13 protein-coding genes are annotated in these 18,251 nt (G+C 67.7%); 2 read left to right on the top strand and 11 right to left on the bottom strand.

Annotated elements, in window-relative coordinates:
• Positions 1-11 precede the first annotated feature (11 nt).
• Positions 12-806 (bottom strand): SDR family NAD(P)-dependent oxidoreductase, encoded by a 795-nt coding sequence (locus AC5LXK_RS24875; protein WP_493391343.1) that lies wholly within the window; start codon positions 804-806, stop codon positions 12-14.
• A gap of 185 nt (positions 807-991) precedes the next feature.
• Between AC5LXK_RS24875 and AC5LXK_RS24870 the strand changes: the two genes are divergently transcribed.
• Positions 992-1,837 carry an AraC family transcriptional regulator gene (locus AC5LXK_RS24870; RefSeq protein ID WP_493391342.1) on the top strand — a complete coding sequence of 282 codons (846 nt, stop codon included), beginning with the start codon at positions 992-994 and terminating at the stop codon, positions 1,835-1,837.
• Positions 1,838-1,849: 12 nt separating this feature from the next.
• Here the strand turns inward: AC5LXK_RS24870 and AC5LXK_RS24865 are convergent, their stop codons facing one another.
• The 9 genes from AC5LXK_RS24865 to AC5LXK_RS24825 all read right to left on the bottom strand — a co-directional run bounded on the left by AC5LXK_RS24865 (position 1,850) and on the right by AC5LXK_RS24825 (position 14,261).
• Entirely contained in the window at positions 1,850-2,437 is a 588-nt protein-coding gene (locus AC5LXK_RS24865; protein ID WP_493391341.1) for a LysE family translocator, read from the bottom strand.
• Between the two features lie 99 nt (positions 2,438-2,536).
• Complete coding sequence (locus AC5LXK_RS24860; RefSeq protein WP_493391340.1) at positions 2,537-3,982, bottom strand: heavy metal sensor histidine kinase; 1,446 nt, start codon at positions 3,980-3,982, stop codon at positions 2,537-2,539.
• Positions 3,979-4,674 carry a heavy metal response regulator transcription factor gene (locus AC5LXK_RS24855; protein WP_009688307.1) on the bottom strand — a complete coding sequence of 232 codons (696 nt, stop codon included), beginning with the start codon at positions 4,672-4,674 and terminating at the stop codon, positions 3,979-3,981. The genes AC5LXK_RS24860 and AC5LXK_RS24855 overlap by 4 nt, the downstream gene beginning before the upstream one ends.
• 22 nt (positions 4,675-4,696) lie before the next feature.
• On the bottom strand, positions 4,697-6,202 hold the full coding sequence (locus tag AC5LXK_RS24850; RefSeq protein ID WP_493394050.1) for an efflux transporter outer membrane subunit: 1,506 nt from the start codon (positions 6,200-6,202) through the stop codon (positions 4,697-4,699).
• A 5-nt stretch (positions 6,203-6,207) separates the two neighbouring features.
• Complete coding sequence (locus AC5LXK_RS24845; RefSeq protein WP_493391339.1) at positions 6,208-7,437, bottom strand: efflux RND transporter periplasmic adaptor subunit; 1,230 nt, start codon at positions 7,435-7,437, stop codon at positions 6,208-6,210.
• Between the two features lie 36 nt (positions 7,438-7,473).
• The gene (locus tag AC5LXK_RS24840; protein WP_493391338.1) at positions 7,474-10,641 is read right to left on the bottom strand and encodes an efflux RND transporter permease subunit; all 3,168 of its coding nucleotides are present in this window, start codon (positions 10,639-10,641) and stop codon (positions 7,474-7,476) included.
• Between the two features lie 154 nt (positions 10,642-10,795).
• Positions 10,796-11,668, bottom strand: coding sequence for an HNH endonuclease (locus AC5LXK_RS24835; protein ID WP_493391337.1), 873 nt, complete (start codon positions 11,666-11,668; stop codon positions 10,796-10,798).
• A complete protein-coding gene (locus tag AC5LXK_RS24830) occupies positions 11,665-13,383 on the bottom strand; it encodes an AAA family ATPase (protein WP_493391336.1) in 1,719 nt (572 codons plus the stop codon). Before AC5LXK_RS24830 ends, AC5LXK_RS24835 begins: the two co-directional genes overlap by 4 nt.
• A 110-nt stretch (positions 13,384-13,493) precedes the next feature.
• Complete coding sequence (locus AC5LXK_RS24825) at positions 13,494-14,261, bottom strand: Crp/Fnr family transcriptional regulator (RefSeq protein WP_493391335.1); 768 nt, start codon at positions 14,259-14,261, stop codon at positions 13,494-13,496.
• Positions 14,262-14,429: 168 nt separating this feature from the next.
• Here AC5LXK_RS24825 and AC5LXK_RS24820 point away from each other — a divergent pair, with 168 nt between their 5' ends.
• A complete protein-coding gene (locus AC5LXK_RS24820) occupies positions 14,430-16,082 on the top strand; it encodes an acyl-CoA synthetase (RefSeq protein ID WP_493391334.1) in 1,653 nt (550 codons plus the stop codon).
• 37 nt (positions 16,083-16,119) lie between these two features.
• On the opposite strand, the gene AC5LXK_RS24815 is transcribed toward AC5LXK_RS24820, so the two are convergent.
• Complete coding sequence (locus AC5LXK_RS24815; RefSeq protein WP_493391333.1) at positions 16,120-18,111, bottom strand: methyl-accepting chemotaxis protein; 1,992 nt, start codon at positions 18,109-18,111, stop codon at positions 16,120-16,122.
• Between the last annotated feature and the right edge of the window lie 140 nt (positions 18,112-18,251).

The raw sequence follows: 18,251 nt of genomic DNA, 5'->3' as shown, positions 1-18,251 counted from the left end.
CCGTCCGTTCGTCATGCGATCGTGTCGAGCACGCCGCCGTCGGCGCGCAGCGCGGCGCCCGTCGTGGCCGAAGCCAGCGGCGAACACACATACACGACCAGATTCGCGATTTCCTCGGGCAGGGCCGGCCGCTGGATGATCGAGGTCGCCCGCTCGGTGCGCACGAAATCCACCGCGACGTCGTCGATGCTGCGGCCGGTCTCGTCGGCCTGCGCCTTCAGCATCGCACGTACGCCTTCCGACATCGTCGGCCCCGGCAGCACCGAGTTGACGGTCACGTTCGTGCCCGCCGCGAGCTTCGCGAGGCCGCGCGCGATCGACAGCTGCGCGGTTTTCGTGAACCCGTAATGAATCATGTCGACCGGGATGTTGAGGCCCGATTCCGACGAAATGAACACGATGCGCCCGGCATTGCGTTCGATCATCCCTTTCAGGTAATGCCGCGCGAGCCGCACGCCGGACATCACGTTCACCTGGAAATAGTGTTCCCATTCGGCATCGTCGATGTCGAAGAACGCCTTCAGGCCGTAGATGCCCGCGTTGTTGACGAGGATGTCGGCATCCGGTGTGTGCTGCGTGATGCGCGCGACGCCGGCTGCATCGGACAAGTCGGCGGCGACCCCGTCGAAGCTTGCGCCGGGCACGGTGTCGCGCAGTTTCGCGAGCGCGGACTGCACCGACGCGTCGCTGCGGCCGTTGACGACGACGCGTGCGCCGGCGCGCGCGAGCCCTTCGGCGATCGCGAGCCCGATACCGGCGGTGGAGGCGGTGACGACCGCGGTCTTGCCTTTCAGATCGATGTGCATGAGCGTGACGGGAGAGGAATGAACGGGAGCCGCCGCGCGTGCCGCGGCGGCCGGAACTCAAAGCTTAGGCGAAACGGCGCGATCCGGCGTCGAAGCCGGCGGTCCGGCGGTCCCGTGATCCGGTTGCGCGGCGGCGCACAGTCTTGTACGGTGAGCGTTCGCCGTCCGAACCGGGAGCCCGCCGCGTGAGCCGTACCGCCAACCGATCCATCGACCCGTCGCCGTTCTGGCGCGATGCCGCGCTGCCGTTCATCGAGGCGCGCACCGTCGATGACGGACGCGAGATCTGCTACGCGAAGCACACGCACGACACGTTCTCGGTGGGCGCGATCGTAGGCGGCACGAGCACCTATGTGAACGGCGCGACGAACGAGCATGTCGGGCGCGGCGTGCTCGTGATCATCGATCCGGAGCAGGTGCATGCGTGCAATCCGTACGGCCCCGATGCATGGGCGTACCGGATGGTCTATGTCGACGTGCCGTGGCTCGCACGGCTGCAGCATTCGCTGGGCCACGATCCGAATGCCGATTTTCGCGGGTTTTCGCCGAAATTGACCGAGCGGGGCGACCTGTTCGCGCAATTTGCCGGTTTCTACCGCACGCTCGTGTCGCCTGCCGTCGATCCGCTTGGAAAGGAAAGCGCGGCGGTCGAGTTCTTCACCGCGCTGCACGGCGCGCTCGATCGCGAGTTGCCCGACCCGAGGCCCGGCGACGACAACGCCAAACTCGCGCGCGCGGCCGACTACATCGCCGCGCACTGCCGCGAGGGCGTGACGCTCGATGCGATCTGCGCGGCGGCCGACCTGTCGCCGTCGTACCTGATCCGTGCGTTCAACGCGCGTTACGGAATGACGCCGCATGCGTTCCTGATCGATCGCCGCGTACAGTACGGCCGCACCGAGCTGCGGCGCGGCCGGCCGATCGCCGAAGTCGCACTCGATGCCGGCTTTGCGGACCAGGCGCATTTCCAGCGCGCATTCCGGCGGATCGCGGCCGCGACGCCCGGCCAGTACCGCAGCGCGATGCGCTGAGCTGCGCGGCGGCTACACGTCGAGCAGGAACAGCGCGCTGCCCGCGAGCAGCAGCGCCATCAGCCGGTTGAATACACGCATGCGGCGCGCGTTCGCGAGCCGGTGCCGCAGCGACGCGCCCGCATACGCCCAGCAGGCGATCGACGCGAAACAGATCACCAGATACAGCCCGGCGAATTGCCAGACCTGCGCGCGGTCGCCATCGGCCGCATACGCGCCCATTGCGGCCACGCACGCGAGCCACGCCTTCGGATTGAGCCACTGCATCGCCGCGCCGGCCGCGGCCGACGGGCCGGCCACGTCCGGATCGGCCGACAGCCGGCCGTCGTCGAGCGCGAGCCGCAGCGCCATGTACAGGAGGAATGCGATTCCGGCCCACTGCGTGGCGGTCGTCAGCACGGGCCAGCGCGCGAGCGCCGCGTGCAGGCCGAGGCCGATCAGCAGAAAGAGCGCGACGAAGCCGAGCGTCGCGCCGGCCGCGTAGCGCAGGCTTGCGCCGAGGCCGTGGCGGGCGCCCGCGCTGAGCGCGACGATGTTGACGGGACCGGGGGTAATGGACGAGGCGAGCGCGAACGCGGCCATCGAAACCAGCATGCTCATCAGGAGTCTCCATGCGAAATGTCGGAAGTCGCATCGAGACTACGGGAGCCGTTTCGGCCCGTATTGAAGAAAACTGCCCTCGGCGGCGCGCGGCCGCCGTCAGTGCAGTGCGCGCGGCGCGTGAGCCGGCGCTTCGTGCGGGCCGGCTGCGTCGGCCGGGCGCAGCGGGCTGCCCGCACAGGGTTGCGTCGATACCGAGAAGCCGAACGTATTGACGCCGCCCGAGCACGCGACGAACACGCCGCCGCCGTGCATCTCGGCCACGGCCTTGACGATCGACAGGCCGAGCCCGTGGTTTTCCTTGCTGTTCGCGCGCGCCTCCTCGAGCCGGTAGAAGCGCTCGAACACGTGCGAGCGCCGGGCGGGGTCGATCGGCTCGCCGGGGTTCGACACGGCCATCTCGACGAGCGTGTCGCGGCGCGTGATCGTCACGTTCAGCGTCGCGCCGGGCGCCGAATGCTGGATCGCGTTGATCAGCAGGTTCGTCATCGCACGGCGGAACAGCGACGGATCGACGGCCGCGCGCGCATCGCCGTGCAGCTCGGCGTGCAGTTGCGCCTCGTCGAGCGGGATTTCGAGGAAGTCGAGCATGCGTCGCACCTCGTCGGCGAGCGACACGTCCTTCAGGTCGGTCGCGCGTTCGCCGCGATCGCTGCGCGACAGGAACAGCATGTCGTTGATGATCACGCGCAGCCGCTCGAATTCCTCGAGGTTCGACTGCAGCGTCTGGCGCATCCGGTCGACCGAGCGGTCGCGGCTCGTCAGCGCGACCTGGGTCTGGCCGATCAGGATGCTGATCGGCGTGCGCAACTCGTGCGCGACGTCCGCATTGAACGCTTCGAGCCGCGCGTAGGTCTGCTGGATGCGTTCGAGCGCACCGTTGAACGACGTGGCGAGATCGCGCAGCTCGGTCGGCAGCGCGTCGGTCTGCAGCCGCTGGCTGCGGTTGGTCGCGCTGACGCTCGCCGCGTCCTGCGACAGCCGGTCGAGCGGTGCGAGCCCGAAGCGGGCGACCGCACGGCTCAACAGCAGCGTGATGACGGTGGCCGTCGCGATCAGCGCGGCGAGCGTCCACCCGAAGCGGCGCAGCATCCGCTGCGTGCGCTCGCACGACGTCGCGACGACCAGTTGCAGCGCCGGCCGCTCGCCGGCGCCGGCCACGGCGACGGTCTTCGTCATCACGTCGTAGCTGCTGTCGTTGAGCGCGTAGCGCTGGAATGCGCTGTTCGGCGGGTCGACCGGTACGCCGTTGACCGGGCTGCCGAAGCGGAAGTTCGCATCGGGGCTGACGACCTGGTAGTGCGTCGAGCCGTCGGGCGGTTCGAGATCGGCGAGTTTTTCCTGCATCAGGCGGCCGCGCGCGGCCGTGGTCGCGTGCGACACGATCATCTCGGCGACCTTCGCGCGCGTGTCGATCGTCGCGCGCAGCTCGGCGAACAGCTGCCGCTCCATCATCACGAACAGCCCGCAGCCGACCAGCGTGAACACGAGCAGCGACACGATGCCGAACATCGCCGAGAGCCGCAGGATGATCGAGCGTTTCATGCCCGCCGCTCCGTGTCGCCGTCCTCGCGCGCCTCGAGCACGTAGCCCATCCCGCGGATCGTGTGCAGCAGCTTGTCCGCGAACGGGCCGTCGAGTTTCGCGCGCAGGCGCTTGATCGCCGTTTCGACAACGTTCGCGTTGCTGTCGAAGTTCACGTCCCATACGAGTTCGGCGATCGTCGTCTTCGACAGCACTTCGCCGCTGCGCCGCGCGAGTACGCCGAGCAGCTGGAATTCCTGCGCGGTCAGGTCGAGCCGCGTGCCGTCGCGGGTCGCGCGGCGGCCGATCAGGTCGACGCGCAGGTCGCCGATCGAGATCAGCGTCGATTCCTGCACGCGTGCACGGCGCGTGAGCGCACGCAGCCGTTCGATCAGTTCGAGGAACGAGAAGGGCTTGGTCAGGTAATCGTCGGCGCCGCCGCGCAGCCCGCGCACGCGATCGTCGACGCGGTCGCGCGCGGTCAGCATGATGACGGGCGTCTGCTTCTGCGCGCGCAACGCGCGCAGCACGCCGAAGCCGTCGAGCTTCGGCAGCATCACGTCGAGCACGACCACGTCGTAGTCGAATTCGACGGCCTTCCATGCGCCGTCCTCGCCGTCGAGCGCGGTGTCGACGACCCAGCCTTCCTCGGTCAGGCCGCTCTTCAGGTATTCGACGACTTTCGGTTCGTCTTCGACGATCAGCACTTTCATGTTCGTTGTCCGCGTAACCGGGTTAAGGACCGACGCTCGCGGTGCGCTGCGGGGCCGCCGCCGCGACGTCGGACGGCGCGGGGCCGTTCGTCGCGCTGCCGTCCCAGCCGCCGCCGAGCGCCTTCGCGAGAAACACGACGAGCGCCGCGCGCTGGCCCTGGATCTGCACGGCCTGGCGCTCGCTCGTCAGCAGTTGCTGCTGGGCCGTCAGCACGTCGATGAACGGCGTCAGGCCGCCCGCGTAACGATCCTGCGCGAGCGAGACGAGCTTGCGCGCGTCGTCGACGGCCGCCGAGGCCTGCTGCGCGGCTTCGGCGAGGACCGACAGCCCCGTCACCGCATTTTGCACCTCCTGGAACGCGGTGAGCACGGTCTGCCGGTAGCTGGCCTGCGCGGCGACGTAGCCGGCCTGCGCGAAATCGACGCCGGCCTTCAGCTTGCCGCCTTCGAACAGCGGCTGGCTGAGCGACCCGCCGACCGACCACAGCAGCGCCGGCACGCTGAACAGGCCTGCGAAGCGCGTCGCGTCCCAGCCGATGTCCGGCGACAGCATGATGCGCGGGAAATACGCGGCTCGCGCGACGCCGATCTGCGCGTTCGCGGCGGCCATCGCGCGCTCGGCCGACGCGACGTCGGGGCGGCGCTGCAGCAGGTCGCTCGGCATGCCGGTCGGCAGCGTGGGCGCATTGATCGGCACCACGCGCGGCGGCAGCGAGAAGGTGGGGGCCGGCGTGCCGACCAGCGTCGCGATCGCGGTTTCGACCTGCGCGCGCTGCTGGATCAGCAACTGCGCCTGCGTGCGTGTCGCGTCGAGCTGCGAGCGCTGCTGCAGCAGATCGAGGCCCGACACCGCGCCGAGATCGTGGCGCGCGCTCACGTAATCGAGCGCCTTCTGCTGCAGGTCGATCGAGCGATTGACGACGTCGATTTCGCTGTCGAGCTCGCGCAGCGCGAAATAGCTCGATGCGAGATCGGCGGTCAGCACGAGGCGCGCGTTCGCGAAATCGTCGTGCGCCTGCTCGGTGGTTGCCTGCGCGGATTCGACGCTGCGCCGCACGCGGCCGAACAGGTCGAGCTCGTAGCTGACGGCGGCGCCGACCTGAACGTCGTTCTGCACGGTCGACGCATTCAACGTCGCGTAGTTGGTCTGCGGCCGGTCGGCGGAAATCTTGAAGCGCTGGCCGCTCGCGTTCAGGCCGACGGCTGGATATTGTGCGGATGCGACCGACGCGAGCGTCGCCTTTGCCTGGTCGTAGCGTGCAGCTACCGCCTTCAGGTTCTGGTTGTTGCGCAGTGCGTCGGTTTCCAGCGCGTCGAGCTGCGCGTCGCCGAATGCCGTCCACCAGGCCGGATCGAGCGGTGCACGGGCCGGCTCGGCCGGGTGCCAGTACGCATCGGCCGGGTCGAGCCGCCACGCGGCCGGCGTATCGACGGCCGGACGCCGGTAGTCCGGGCCGACGGTGCAGCCGGCGAGGGCCGCTGCCGCGACGACGGCGGCAACGGTTACAGGCCGCATGCGGGCGTACATCGCGATCACGACTTCGCTCCCGCGGCGGAAGAGGCCGGTTGCGGTGCCGGCGCCTGCACGACGACCTGGTCGCCGTTCGCGAGCGCATCGCTCGGATTCTCGACGAGGCGGTCGTTCGGCGTGATCGGCCCGTCGACTTCGAGCGTCTGGCCGATCGTGCGCACGACCGTCACCTGCTTCAGGTGAACCTGGCCGTTCGCATCGACGGTCGCGACCGTCGGGCCTTCGGCGCGGAACAGCAGCGTACTGGCCGGCACCTGCAGGCGGCCGATCGGCGTCATCGGCAGCGTTGCCTGCACGTACGCGCCGGGCAGCAGCTTGCCGTCCGGGTTCGGCAGCGTGATCTCGATCTGCAGCGAGCGCGTCGCGACGTCGATCGCCTCGGATGTCCGGGTGATCGTCCCGTCGAAGGTCCGGCCCGCCAGTTCGGCCTGCGCGATGCTGACGTGCTGGCCGACCTTCACCTGCTGCGCGTACGCCTGCGGCACCTGCACGTAGAGGCGCAGCCGGTCGGCCTGCACGACCGTGAACAGCGAGCGGCCCGCGTTGCCCGAATTGACGAGATCGCCGACGTCGACGTTGCGCTGCGTGACGATCCCGTCGATGGGCGCGACGATTCGCTGAAAGCCCTTCAGCTCGGTCAGCCGGCGCATGTTCGCATCGGCCGCGGCGAGGTTCGCGGTGCCCTGGTTGAACGCGCCTTGCCGGTCGTCGAGTTCCTGCTGCGACACGGCATCGCGCTGGCGCAGCTGCTGCGCGCGGTCGAACGACGTCTTCGCGAGCGCGAGCGCGGCCTGTGCCTGCTGACGCTGGGCAGTGGCCTGCGCGAGCTCCTGGTTCAGCTCGGGCGTGTCGAGCTCGGCGAGCGTCTGCCCCTGCTTCACGTGCGCGCCGATGTCCGCCTGCCAGCGCAGCACGTAGCCGCTCGCCCGCGCGTAGATCGGCGCCTCGACGAAGCCGCGCAGCGTACCGGGCAGCGTCAGCTTGCCGCCGGTGGCCGCGTCGACCGGATGCACGACGTTCACGTACTGGCGCGTGTTCTGCTCGGCGACCGCGTCGAGCCGGTTGCGGTTCAGCACGTTGACGACGACCGTGCGTGCGGCGCCGGCGGCCAGCAGCACGCCGATCACGATCAGGACGATGCGTCCGCGTCGCGATACCGACGTACGCGTCGGCAGGTGCATGCCGCGTTCGTCCACCTGGATGCCGACGGAGCTGTGATGTTTCTCTTCCATGAATTCAACCAATTCAACCGGGTAGTGGGACGAAAGTCAGTGTCCGGCCTGGCGCGCGCGCCGGCGGGCCAGCCGTGAATGCACACCGCCGAACACGAGCGGCACGAACAGCAAGGTCGAAACGGTCGCGAACAGCAGCCCGCCGATCACCGCGCGGCCGAGCGGCGCATTCTGCTCGGCGCCTTCGCCGAGACCAAGCGCCATCGGCACCATCCCGATGATCATCGCGAGCGCCGTCATCAGCACCGGCCGGATCCGCGTCGCGCCGGCTTCCAGCGCGGCCGTGAGCGGCGGCGCGCCGGCCGCGAGGCGCTGGCGCGCGAACGACACGACGAGAATGCTGTTCGCGGTGGCCACGCCGACCGTCATGATCGCGCCCGTCAGCGCCGGCACGCTCAGGTGCGTGCCGGTGATGAACAGCATCCACACGATGCCGGCGAGCGCGGCCGGCATCGCGCTGATGATGATCAGCGGGTCGAGCCACGACTGGAAATTGACGACGATCAGCAGGTAGACGAGCACGATCGCCATGGCGACACCCGCGCCGAGGCCGATATACGACGTGCGCATCGTCTCGATCTGGCCGCGCATCGTCAGGTCGGTGCCGCGCGGCAGCGTCGCGCGCGCGTCGGACACGATGCGGTCGATTTCGCCCGCGACCGCGCCGAGGTCGCGCCCCTCGACGCTCACATAGACGTCGATCGCCGGGCGGATGTTGTAGTGCGTGATCACGGCCGGGCTGGAGACGCTGCGCATCTGCACCAGGTTGCCGAGCAGCTGTAGCGGCGTGCCCGTGCGGCCGCTGGCCGAGATCGGCGTGCCGAGCAGGTCGTCGACCGACGAGATGTTGTATTGCGGGGTCTGGATCTGCAGCGGGTACTGCACGCCGGTGCGCGGGTTGATCCAGAACGACGGCGTCGTCTGCGAACTGCCGGACAGCGAGATCAGCATGTTCTGCGCGACGTTCTGCGCCGAGAGATTGAGCTGCTGCATGCGCGTACGGTCCATGTCGGCCAGCAGGGTCGGCTCGTCGTTGCGTTGCAGCACGTGCACGTCGACGGCGCCGGGGATTTGCCTGAACTTTTTCATCAGGCTGCTCGCGATAGTCATGTTACTCGCGAGATCGTTGCCGAGCACCTGCACGTCGATGGCCGCCGGTTGGCCGAAGTTGAGGATCTGCGTGATGATGTCCGACGGCTGGAAGAAGAATTCGATGCCCGGGAAGCGCTGCGGCAGCAGCGCGCGCAGCGTCTGCACGTAATGCTGGGTCGCGCGGTGGCCGGGCTTCAGCGCGATCAGCAGCTCGCCGTCGAGCGAGCCGATCGTGCCGGCGTTGCTGTACGACAGGTTGATGCCGCTCACCGGCAGGCCGAGGTTGTCGACGATCGCGCCGAGCTCGTCGGGCGGCACGGTTTCGCGGATCACGCGCTCGACCTGGTCGGCGAGGCGCGCGGTTTCCTCGATCCGGTAGCCGGTCGGTGCGCGCATGTGCAGCCGGATGTTGCCGGAATCGGCGTTCGGGAAGAAGTCGCGGCCGAGCACGAATACCAGGCCCGTCGACAGCACGCAGAAGCCGAGGAAGCACATCGCGTAGAAGCGGCGGCGCACGAGCAGGATGCTGAGCAGCACGATGTACCACGCGCGCAGCCGCTCGAACGCGTCGTTGAACGCGTGATGAATGCGCGCGAAACGCGACGTCGAATGGTCGGGCCCGGTGCTTGCCTGTTGCGGGCGGAACAGCAGCATCGCGAGCGTCGGCACCAGCGTGCGCGACAGCACGTACGATGCGAGCATCGCGAACACGACGGCTTCCGCGAGCGGCACGAACAGGAAGCGTGCGACGCCCGTCAGGAAGAACATCGGCACGAACACGATACAGATGCACAGCGTCGACACGAACGCGGGCACCGCGATCTCGCCGGCGCCGTCGAGGATCGCGTCGTGCAGGTTCGTGCCGAGATGCAGGTGCCGCTCGATGTTCTCGATCGTCACGGTCGCATCGTCCACCAGGATCCCGACCGCGAGCGCGAGCCCGCCGAGCGTCATGATGTTGATGGTTTCGCCGAGCGCGGACAGCGCGATCAGCGACGTGAAGATCGACAGCGGGATCGAGATCGCGATGATCAGCGTGCTGCGCCAGTTGCCGAGGAACAGCAGGATCATCATCGCGGTCAGCACGGCCGCGATCAGCGCTTCGTGGATCACGCCCTGGACGGCCGCGTCGACGAATACCGACTGGTCGAACAACGGCGTGATCGTGAGCCCTTCGGGCAGCGTCGGGATCACCTTCGGCAGCAGCGCCTTCAGGTCGGACACGACCTTGAGCGTCGACGCGTCGCCGCTTTTCAGGATCGAGATGAGCACGCCGCGCTGGCCGTTCTGGCGCACGACGTTGGTCTGCGGCGCGAAGCCGTCGCGTACCGACGCCACCTCGCGCAGGTAGGTCGTCGCGCCGTTGACGGTCTGGATCGGCAGGTCCTTGATGTCGGCGATCGTATCGGCCGACGCGTTCGTGTCGATCCGGTATTCGGTCTGGCCCATCTTCGCGGTGCCGGTGGGCAGCACGAGGTTCTGCGCGTTGATCGAGTTGACGATGTCGGCCGGCGTGAGGCCCTTCGCGAGCAGCGCCTGCGGATCGAGGTCGATCGCGACCACGCGCGTGCGGCCGCCGTACGGGAACGGGATCTGCACGCCCGGAACCGTGATCAGCTGCGGACGCAGGAAGTTGAGCGCGATGTCGGCGAGCGACTGTTCGCTGAGCGTCTTGCTGGACAGCCCGAGCTGGATCACCGGGATGCTCGACGCCGAATAGGTGATCACGAGCGGCGGCGTCGCGCCCTGGGGCATCTGCCGTACGATCGCCTGCGCGGACGAGACCGTCTGCGCGATCGCCGTCTGCACGTTCGCGCCCGGCTGCAGGAACACCTTCACGACCGCGATGCCGGGCAGCGACGTCGATTCGACGTGCTGGATGTTGTTGACGGTCGTGGTCAGGATCCGTTCATGGACGGACGTGATCCGGTTGGTCATCTCCGACGCGGAGAAGCCGTTGTAATTCCAGATCACGCTGATCACGGGGATGTTGATCGCGGGCAGCACGTCGACCGGCGTGCGCATCAGCGCAAGCGGCGTGGCCAGCACGATCATGATGGCCATGACGATGAACGTGTAGGGGCGCTTGAGCGCGAGATTGACGATCCACATGGAGGCAGCGGGACAGGCGGTGATCAGGCGTAGATGATGGGAACCCGAATGATAGGCGTCGGCGTGGAACGGGTTACTGTCGCGAAACTGGCGGAATTGTCAGGTTGGGGCGATCGAGGGTATTCCCGGTCGGTTGTGGTCGCACGCATCGGTTTCAGCAGGCCAGCGTCTCGGCGGCAGACACGGGTGCGGGGGCCGTCGGCGGTGCGAAGCGTTCCAGATGCGTGAGAAATGCGCGATTGGCCAGCGCGGCCTGGTAGAACGCCGCCTGCCAGTTGGGCGCGGCGCCGGTGTTGAACGCAGGATAGACGGCGAGACGGGCACGCAGCGTCTTTTCGATGTCGAAACGGTTGTCGGCAATCTGGTTTTTCCATTCGCCGCATTCCCGATGGCAGAACAGCACGATCCGTTCCCGTAGCCGGAGCGTTTCGATATGCGTGCCCAGTCGCTTTTTGGCGGCGGCGTCGAGCGATTTCAGCACGGTAAAGGTGATCGTGAAATCCGGCATGTCCCGTTTCATCGCGATGTCGATCCCGAAGGCCAGCTGCGCCAGCATGTCGTGGTAGATCGGGTGCAGGAAGAGTGCGTCGTTCCGGGTGTCGCAGTAGTAGCGTTTTCCCTTGATAGGGGCGCATTCGCCGCATTGCGGCACGAGATTGTTCGGATGGATCGCGAATTCCGGCCATTCGCTCTCCGGCATGAAGTGATCCAGCGTATCCGGTTTGCCGGGGGAGCCGCAATACGGACACTCCAGCAGGCCATGATCGTGCCGGCGCGCCAGCAGGCGCCTTTTGAGTTCCGCCGGCGCGCTGTGGTAGTACGCCGTCATCAGGTCCTTCAGGTGCGCGAAGGCACTGGCGGCCGGGCGCGTGGCCGGGCTGGCGATGTGTCCGTCGTAATCCGGGTAGCGCTGGACCAGGTGCCACGCGTACGTGCGCAGCGTGTCGACGTCGTCCTTGTCGCAGGTGAGCGCGAGCCCCATCCAGCCGTCGTCGCCGGGCGTGCGCATGTGCGAGAGATGCTTCATTCGCGCACCTCGATCCGGATTTCGTCGTGCTTCGCAAAGCTTGCCGCCACGTAAGCCAGCGCCTCGTTGCCGACCCGCGGCGCGATCGCCTCGAGCGCCTGGTCGATCGAATCGTAGGTTTCGATGGCCCGGTCGAGCGTTTCCTCGTAGGGTTTCCTGATCCGGTAATCGTCGAATGCGCGGCCGATGATCTTGTCGACCGATTCGCCGAACGTTTCGAATCCGGGCGGCGATGCATGTGTGTGGCCATGTTCTTGCCGCAGGATCGTCACCGCATCGTGCCGGATCTCCCGCGCCATGACCGACGAGTGCGTCGCGATGATCGCGTAGGACTTCCGCGCGGCCAGCAGGTGCTTCAGCATGTTGATCAGGTTCACCTCCATCGTCGGATGCAGGTACAGCTCGGGCTCGTCGATGATCAGCAGGCTTTCGTCCTCGACCTCGGCGGCCAGGCACGGCAGCATGTACGAATACATGCGCTGGCCCGAACTCAGTTCGAGGGTTCGCCCGTCCTTCACGAACGAGAAGCCGCGTTCGACGTCGATCGGGAATTCGCGCGTGTCGATGTCCTTGCGGGTCGGACCGTCGTCCCGCGCGAGCATGATCGGCGTGCCGTCGCGCATCGTCAGCGCGAGCGTGTCGAAGTCGATCGACAGCTTCAGCGTATCGAACAGGTGGGCGAAGCGGCTCTCCTTCGTCCACCAGAAGTTCTCGCGGTCGTACTGCAGGATCTTCAGAATCGAGCGCGCGCTGTGCGACATCGGCCAGGTCAGCGAGAACGCGTTCTCGTCGTTCCGGAAGCCGATGTATGCGTATTCGTTGATATGCAGCTGCACCGGCTCGTCGGAATCGCCGGCACCGCCGGATTCGCCGGATTCGCCGGCCCCGGCCGCAGGCGACGCTTCCGTCGCGTCGCGCGCGCGCAGCCGGTCGAGCAGCGCCTTCTTCGTGTCGAAGTTTTCGAACGGTGAATAGCCGGTGACGACGGCCTTGTAGAAATACGGCCAGCTGTCGCGGATCGGCTGGACGCCGGCGATGACGTCGACGATGTGCCGCAGGACGTGGCTCTTGCCGACGCCGTTGCTGCCGATCAGCAGGTTGATGTTGCTGACGCCGAGCAGGCGGTCGTTGTCGTCGTTGCTGAAGTGGAAGGTGAGCGGGTCGAACGTGTCCGGCAGGTCGTTGAGCGTGATGCTGAAGGTCTTTTCCCGTTCGTGGCGGCCAAGCGCGATCTGCTTGCCCTTGTCGAGGATCGTCTTCGCGGCCGAGCCGTTGCGGAACAGCGAACTCGAGAAGCCAGGCCACTCGCTGTAGACCGCGAAGTGATCGTGGAGGTAGCTGGCGTCGCAGATTCCACGCAGGTAGCGCATTGCGTCGCGGGAGCCCAGCGCCTTGTGCAGCCGCTGGTAGTAGTCGATGTCGCTCGCCAGCGACACCACCATCGACGGCTTCAGCGCGTCGGTGATGTCGTAGCTGTTGCCCGTCTTTTGGCCGCATTCGAGGAAATACTTCGACGTGTCCTGCGAGCCCCTGGCCAGCACCTTGGCCATGCCGAAGCTCTGCCGCTTGCCGCCGCTCACGCGGTGGATCTGGAATGTCACGATGTAGTCGTGGTCGTCCCACGGCTTCGAATAGTACGTCTCGACGTGATCCTGCAGCAGATGAAACCCGTCGAGGCCGTCGAAGTCGAAGCGCTCGGAGTAGAAGAATCGCATGGTCGTGGAAAGAGGGCGGGAGGACGATCACCCGGTATTAACGGCAATCCACGCTGGAAATTGAGCGCCTCTTCCCGGTGCGGCGTTGCGGTCGGGACGCCCCGCACCGCTCAGAGCTGTTCCAGCCCGACGCGCGACAGCGCGGTCAGGTCGACGACTTCGATCTGGTTGTACGCGAGCCGCAGCACGCCGCGCTTCTCGAGCTGCTGCAGCGCCTGGTTGATCCGCTGTCGCGACACGCCGACGAGCATGCCCAGCTCCTCCTGGGAGATCGGCAGCGACGGGCCGGTGTCCGGGTACAGGTCGGGATTGAAGAGCTGCGCGAGCGCCTGCGCGACGCGCGCGTCGACGTCCAGCAGCCGGCTGTTCTGGATCGACGCGATGAATTCGCCCATCCGGTTGTTCAACTGGTGGATCACGAAGCGCGTGAACGGCAGGCTCGTGTCGAGCAGCGCGTGGAACGTGTCGACCGGCACGAACAGCACGGTCGAGCGCTGGACCGCGACGACTTCATATTTGCGCAGCTCGCGCTTGATCACGCTGCCTTCGCCGAACCAGCCGCCCGACGGCACGCCGGAAAACGTGCAGCCGCGCCCCGACGCGTTGAAGATCGCGAGCTTCAGCAACCCCCGATGCACGCCGATCCAGTATTCGGACGGTGCGAGGCGCTGCGCGATCACGTCGCCGGCCTCGCGCTGCTCGGCGCGCGACTGCGCGAGCACCAGCGCCTGGTGCTCGGGCGCGAGCGCACGGAACCACGCGCACTGCCCGAACAGCGTTGGCAACGCCGGCAACGGGCCCGGTTCAAACGGCGTATCGGCCGACGGCTCAGCAGGGATGGCAGCCGCATCGGGCGGCGCAACGGGGTGGTCGTGCATGGGTGCGGGTTTGCGAGGATAGGGATAACGCGCAGCGCTCGAAAGGCACTCTGTCGTTTCGATGACAGACGGCTCACAATAGCGCCCGTTAGGCTGTCGGCAATTGAACCACATCAAAACGATCCGGGGTGCATGCATGCGGGTCGGCAGAACACGGGAGACAGGATCATGACGCAGATGTTCGAGGCCGGGCTCGGCCGCCGCGACGCGAATTACGTGCCGCTCACCCCGATCGATTTCCTGGTCCGGACCGCCGAAGTCTACGGCGAGCGCCTCGCGATCGTGCACGGCGACGTGCGGCGCACGTGGGGCGAGACGTACACGCGCGCGAAGCAGCTGGCGAGCGCGCTCGCGCGGGCCGGCGTCGCGCGCGGCGACACGGTCGCGGCGATGCTGCCGAACATCCCGGCGATGGTCGAGGCGCACTTCGGCGTACCGATGGCCGGCGCGGTGCTCAACACGATCAACACGCGCCTCGACGTGCCGTCGGTGCTGTTCATGCTGCGTCATGGCGAGGCGAAGGTGCTGATCGTCGACACCGAATACGCGGAGCTCGCGCATCGCGCGGCGCTCGAGGTGCCAGGCCTGAAGATCGTCAGCGTGGCCGACGCGATGCCGGCCGATCCCGACCGTTTCGCGGGCGCGACCGACTATGAAGCGTTCCTGGCCGGCGGCGACGCCGACTATGCATGGACGCCGCCGGCCGACGAATGGGATGCGATCGCGCTGAACTACACGTCGGGCACGACCGGCGACCCGAAAGGTGTCGTCTATCACCATCGCGGCGCGTATCTCGCGGCGGTCAGCAACCTCCTCGAATGGGACATGCCGAAGCACGCGGTGTATCTGTGGACGCTGCCGATGTTCCACTGCAACGGCTGGTGTTTTCCGTGGGCCGTCGCGGCGCGCGCGGGCGTGAACGTGTGCCTGCGCAGGTTCGACGCGAAGACCGTGTTCGAGCTGATCCGCCGCGAACGCATCACGCACTACTGCGGCGCGCCGATCGTGCAGAGCGCGATCGCGAACGCGCCGGCCGAATTCCGCGAAGGGATCGACCATACGGTGCACGCGATGGTCGCCGGCGCGGCGCCTGCGCCGGCGGTGATCGCGAAGATGAAGGAGATCGGCTTCGACCTGCTGCACGTGTACGGGCTGACCGAGGTCTACGGCCCGGCCACCGTCTGCGCGAAGCAGTCGCACTGGGAGGCGCTGTCCGACGAAGACCGCGCGCGGCTCAATGCGCGCCAGGGCGTGCGCTACCACCTCGAAGCGGGTGCGACGGTGCTCGATCCCGACACGATGGCGCCGGTGCCGGCCGACGGCGAGACGCTCGGCGAGATCATGTTCCGCGGCAACATCTGCATGAAGGGCTACCTGAAGAACCCGAAGGCGACCGACGACGCGTTCCACGGCGGCTGGTTCCATACCGGCGATCTCGCGGTGCTGATGCCGGACGGCTATATCCGGATCAAGGATCGCAAGAAGGACATCATCATCTCGGGCGGCGAGAACATCTCGAGCATCGAGGTCGAGGACGCGCTGTACCGGCATCCGGCCGTTGCCGTGGCGGCCGTCGTCGCGATGCCCGACCCGAAATGGGGCGAAGTGCCGTGCGCGTTCGTCGAGCTGCGCGAAGGCGCGAGCGCGACCGAGGAGGAGATCGTCGCGCACTGCCGGCAACTGCTCGCGGGCTTCAAGGTGCCGAAGGCCGTGCGTTTCGGCGAGCTGCCGAAGACGTCCACCGGCAAGATCCAGAAGTTCCAGTTGCGCAATGCGGTCGGTTCCGACAAGGCGATCGACCTGGCGGGCGACAAGAAATAAGCGCGGCGCCCGGCCGTGGCCGATCGTCCGTCGCCCGTTACGCGTCGCGTTCGAGCCGGAACACGCTGACCGCATCCGACAGCTGCGCGGCCTGGTCGCGCAGCGCGACGGCCGCGCGTTCGGCATCCGAGATCAGCATCGCGTTCTGCTGTGTCGCTTCGCCGATCTGCGTGACGGCCAGGTTCACCTGCTCGATGCCGGTCGATTGCTCGCGCGACGCGGCGCTGATCTCGCCGATCAGCGTACGGACCTGCTCGACCCGCGCGACGATGTCGCGCATCGTGCCGCGCGCGGCGTCCGCGATCCGGTAACCCTGTTCGACGGTCGTCGCCGATTCGGTGCTCAGCACGTCGATTTCCTTCACCGCGGCCGCGCTGCGCTGCGCGAGCGCGCGCACTTCGGCCGCGACCACCGCGAAGCCCTTGCCGTGTTCGCCCGCGCGGGCAGCCTCGACGGCCGCGTTCAGCGCCAGGATGTTGGTCTGGAACGCGATGCCTTCGATCGCGCCGGTGATTTCTGCGATCCGGCGCGTCGCACGGCCGATGTCGTCCATCGTCGCCACCACGCGCTGCACCGCGGCGTCGCCGTTCGTCGCGGCGGCCGACGCGTCCGCCACCAGCGCATTGGCCTGCGCCGCATGTTCGGCGTTTTGCTGAACGGCGGCGGTGATCTGTTCCATGCTCGCGGCCGTCTGCTCGACGCTGCTCGCCTGCGTCGCGATCCGCGCGGCGATGTTGCCGCTGCCGGCCGCGATATCGACCGTGCCGTGTTCGATGTCGGCCGAGCTGTTGCGCACCTGCGCGACGATGCGCGCGAGGCCGTCGCCGATCCCGTCGACCGCCTGCACGAGCCGGCCGATCTCGTCGTTGCCTGCGTTGCCTGCGTTGCCGTGCGCGCCCGCGCCGTCGCGGATGCGCACGCTCAGGTCGCCGGCCGCAAAGCGCTCGGACGCGCGTGCGGCTGCCTCGAGCGGCCGGCTCACGACGCGGCGCACGACGATGACGAACAGGGTCGCGAACGCCGCGACGAGCACGGCGCCGATCATCAGGAAGCGGTTGCGGGTGGCGCGCATGGTGGCGAGCAGCTCGTCGTCGAGCGCGATGCCGCCGACGAGCCATTGCCACTGCGGAATCGTCATGAACGACACGAATTTCGCGGTCGGCCGGCCGTCGTGCGCGGCCGGGTCGGTCGACGTGTACGCGAGTCGGCCCTGGCTGGCGGCGAGCATCTGCGCATAGGGCGCGCGCGCCTCGTCGGCAGGCTGGCCGGCCGCATCGGGATGGACGACGAAGGTACCGCGCGACGGGCCCTGCGACGCATCGAGCACGAAGTAGTAGCCGTTGTCGCCGATCTTCAGCGAACGGATGCCGTCTTCGACGAGCTTGAGTTCGGTGCCGATGTCGAGGCCGACGAACAGCGCGCCGATCACACGGCCGGTCGCATCGGTCACCGGCTTGTATTGCGTGATGTACGGCCGGCCGAACAGTTTCGCGAGGCCCGTGTAGCTGCGCCCCGCGACGAGCGGCCCGTAGGCGGGGCCGGCACGGTCGAGCTTCGTGCCGACCGCGCGCGCGCCGTCCTGCTTCTTCAGCGACGTCGTGATGCGCACGAAATCGTCGCCGTCGCGCGCGAAGATCGTCGCGATCGCGCCGCTTTTCTTCAGGAACTGGTCGGGAATCGCGTAATCGAGGTCGAGCGGCTGGCCGCCCGCGTTGAGGGTCGGTGCGGCGACGCCGCCGATATCGACGGTATGCGTCGGGTCGAGCGAGAAATCGGTCGGCAGGAAGCTCGCGAACAGCGACATCGAGCGGTCGGCTTCGGCCGTCAGCGCCTTGTCGAACAGGTCGACCATCGCGCGGATCGATTGCTCCTTGTCGACGATCCGGCTATGCGCCTCTTCGGCGAGCTGCTCGCCGGCGAAATGGGCGAGCGTCCACGCGAACACGGTAAACAGCAGGGCGACCAGCGCGCACGCCAGCGCGGCAAGACGCGCGCCGACGCTCACCCGGCCCAATTGGGTCAGTCTCATGAAACATCCTGAGTGGGGAGGGAGAGGGGCGGAACGCACGCGTCACCGCTTGGGTCCCGTTAATACGGCAACTTCGGCGATTTCTTTAGGGCGCGTCGTCGACGGCGGCCCGGGCAGGCGTGCTGGTCGGGCCGGCGGGC

The organism is Burkholderia pulmonis (assembly GCF_984667975.1).
The sequence above is the reverse complement of the archived record's forward strand: the minus strand, read 5'-3'. Positions and strand labels throughout refer to the sequence as shown.